1 protein-coding gene is annotated in these 4,043 nt (G+C 67.5%); it reads left to right on the top strand.

The features are described 5' to 3' along the window. The coding region (locus tag ACIPIA_RS11560; protein WP_400509615.1) for a DUF4347 domain-containing protein at positions 1–4,043 on the top strand (4,043 nt) is incomplete at both ends.

The raw sequence follows: 4,043 nt of genomic DNA on the forward strand, positions 1-4,043 counted from the left end.
CGCGCAGATCGCGACCTATCTCCAGGGGCATCACGACATCGACAGCCTGCACATCATCTCGCATGGCGACGCCGGCGAACTGCGCCTCGGCAACGGGCTCTACAACAACGCCAACATCGAGGCCTTCGCCGCGACGCTGTCGGAGATCGGCTCCGCCCTGTCGCGTGACGGCGACATTCTGCTCTACGGTTGCGACACTGCCCTGGGCGAACAGGGCGAACGCTTCGTCTCGACGCTGTCGGCCATGACCGGCGCGGACATTGCCGCTTCGAGCGACCTCACCGGCGATGCCGCGCTCGGCGGCGACTGGCAGCTCGAACACCGCACCGGCTCGATCGAAACCGAGCTCGCGATCACGCGCGAAGGCCAGGAATCCTACGCGCATCTGCTCGACGTCACCGCAAATACCGGGAACGGCGCCCTGCTCGTCTCCGCCGGAAACGCGCTGTACAGCGTCGATGTCGTGACCGGAAAGGCCACCCTGATCACGACCGTGCCGTCTTCCATCGGCGGCGTCAGCGTCAGCAACGTGATCAACTCGATCGCGGTCGATCACGCCAACGGGCTCGTCTACTACACGGACAGCACGGTCAATACCAACAACCGGGCGCTCTTCGCCTATGACTACGTCAACAACACCCACATCCTGATCGACTCCGACCTGACCAATAACGGTGCCGGAGCGAGCATCACCGTCGGCTCGGCCGGCGTCGGCGGGGGCGGCGCTGCATTCGCGAACGGCACCCTCTATCTCGCCGTCGAGAACACCTCCGGCACGGACGACTCGATCTTCCGGATCACCTTCACGGGCAATGGCCGCGTAGTGGCGACGGCGAACACGCTGGTCGCCTCGATCACCGGAACCAATGACTGGGGCGACATCTCGGTCGATGCGGCCAACAATGCGCTGCTCAGCGTGAGCAGCACCGGCTTCACGCGCTACAACCTGACGACCGGGGCGGTGATCTCGACGGCAGCCATGACCGCCGGCCAGTCCGGAAGCGACGTCAACGGCAATTTCTATCTCGTCGGCACGACGATCCAGCAGATCAACCCGGTCACCGGGGCCACGATCGGCACCGGCGCGGCGATTACCACCAATGGCACGACCGCGCTCGCCAACGTCTCGGATGCGACGCGCTGGGTCCCGGCGACGGGCTCGATCGGCGACCGCATCTTCGACGACAACAACAACAACGGCGTGGTCGATGCCGGCGAAGGCGGGCTCGCCAACGTCACCGTGCAACTCGTCGACGACGTCAATGGCAACGGCGCCGCCGATGCCGGCGAGCGCGTGCTGGCCACCGACACGACAGGCGCGAACGGCGCCTATCTCTTCACCGGCGTGCTGCCGGGCAACTACGTCGTCCGGGTCACCGATGCCAACAACGTGCTCGGCGGCGCGAGCCCGACGACCGGCACCGCGACGCGCGCGATCAGCCTCGGCACGGTCGGCTCCAGCAACCTCACCGCGGATTTCGGCTACAACCGCACGCCTCCGGTGGTCGACCTGAACTCGACGCCGGCGCTGACGAACATCGTCAACAACGGCAATTTCACCGGCAGCGCCACCGGCTGGACCAGCACCGGCGTCACGACCTACTCCTCCTCGATCGGCAGCGGCGGCGCCATCGCCTGGACCTCGGATGCCGGCACCGGCACGCTGACCCAGGCCGGCCTCACCGGGCTCAACAACGGGCCGGCGCCCAGCGGCTCGGCACAGGTCGTCTTCGGGCTGGGCTGGAACAACGGCGCCCTCGATGTCGGCGTGCCGGCGACGCTGACCGTGTCGGTGGGCGGCGTGGTCTATGCGACGATCACCACTGCGACCACCGCCACCGGCGCGGCCACGATCGAATACCAGAACGGGGCGACGGGCTCGCCGGCCACGATCGCGGCGAGCACGCTCAACGCCTGGACCTATACCGACATCCTGATCAACCTGCCGACGACGGTCGCGGCCTCCGGCAACCTTGTCTTCACGTACAATACCGTCTTGCTGGGAAGCGACGACATCTCAGTCGATAATGTCCGGGTCAATGCCTACACGGACGACACGGCCGGCCGCGACTGGTCGGCCGGCTATGTCGAGAACGGGACGCCGGTCTCGATCGCCGACACCGATTCCTCGATCACCGACGCCGACAATACCAACATGGCTTCGGCGACGGTCGTCCTGACCAACCGGCAGGATGGCGACCGGCTGCGGATCGGCGGCGTGGCGGGCACGATCCTGGCCAACGGCTCCAGCGGCACGATCAACGGCATCGGTTACACGGTGGTCGATACCGGCACCACGATCACGATCCAGCTCACCGGCTCGGCGACCAAGGCGGTCTATGCCGACACCATCGAGTCGATCTTCTACGAGAGCACGAGCGACGCGCCCGCGACGGTGGCGCGCGTCTTCAACGTCACTGTCAGCGACGGCACGCAGACATCGAACACCGCCGTCTCGACGATCTCGGTAACGGCGGTCAACGATGCGCCCACGCTCGATCTCGACGCCTCCGGCGCCGGCACCGGCTTCGCCACCGGATATGTCGAGAATGGCAGCGGCATCGCCATCGTCGATACCGACGTCGCCATCTCCGATCCCGACAACGCCACGATGGCCTCGGCCACCATCATCATCACCAATGCGCAGGCCGGCGACCTGCTCGCGGTCGCGGGGACGCTGCCGACCGGCATCACCGCCTCCTACAACGCCACGACATTTACGCTGACGCTCACCGGCACCGCGAGCCAGGCCGCCTACCAGACGGCCCTGCAGCAGATTCGGTATTCGTCGAGTTCCGACGCCATCGTCACCACGAGCCGCGCCATCAGCGTCACGGTCAGCGACGGCGCCGCCGCCTCCAACACCGCGATCGCGACGGTCGCGATCACCGCGGTCAACGACGCGCCGGTCAACACCCTGCCGGCGACCTTCACCGTCGCGGAAGACGGGACACTGGCCCTCGCCGGGCTCTCGGTCATCGATCTCGACGCGGGCCCGGGCACGATGACGGTCACCCTAGCGGTCAGCGGCGGCACGCTTGCGGCCGCTTCGGCCGGTGGCGTCACCGTGACCAACTCCGGCACCGCCAGCATCACGCTCACCGGCACGCTCGCCAACATCAACGCCTATCTCGCGGCTGGCGCTCCGGCTCGCATCGGCTTCGTGCCGGTCGCCGATTTCAACGGCGCCGTGACCCTGACGATGACCAGCAATGACGGCGGCAACACCGGCACCGGCGGCGCGCTCACCGATATCGATACCAGCACGATCACGGTCAACGCCGTCGCGGACGCCGTGAACGACACGGTCTCGACCGCCGAGGACAGCGCCGCGACCTTCAACGTGCTGGCGAACGACAGCTTCAGCAATGCAGGCCGCACGATCACGGCCGTCAACGGCACGGCGATCGCGGTCAACGGCACGGTCGCCGTGGCGGGCGGAACGGTCCGGCTCAATGCCAACGGCACCCTCGCCTTCACGCCGACCGCCGACTACAACGGCAACTTCAGCTTCACCTACACCGTGACCTCCGGCGGCGTGGCCGAGACCGCGACCGTCGCCGTCACGGTAACGCCGGTCAACGATGCGCCGACGCTCACGGTCCCGGGCCCGCAGAGCACCGTCGAGGATACGCCGCGCGCCATCACCGGCGTCGCGGTGGCCGACATCGATTCAACCGCGCTGACGACGACGCTGACCAGCACCAACGGCACGCTCACCGTCACGGCCGCCCCGGGCGCAGTCATCACCGGCAACGGGACCGGCAGCGTGACGATCAGCGGCTCGGCCGCCCAGATCAACGCGGCGCTCGCCGGGCTGAGCTATACGCCGGTGGCGGATTTCAACGGCAGCGCCAGCATCGCGATCAGCACCAGTGACGGCGCGCTCAGCATCGGGGGGTCGGTGGCGATCTCGGTCGGCGCCGTCGCGGATGCCGTCAACGACTCCGTCATCACCAACGAGGACGCGGCGGCAAGCTTCAATCCGCTCGCCAATGACAGCTTCTCCAACCCCGCCCGCGCCATCACGGCGATCAACGGCG

This window comes from Allobosea sp. CER48 (assembly GCF_044752385.1).
In the GTDB taxonomy this organism is placed as follows: domain Bacteria; phylum Pseudomonadota; class Alphaproteobacteria; order Rhizobiales; family Beijerinckiaceae; genus Allobosea.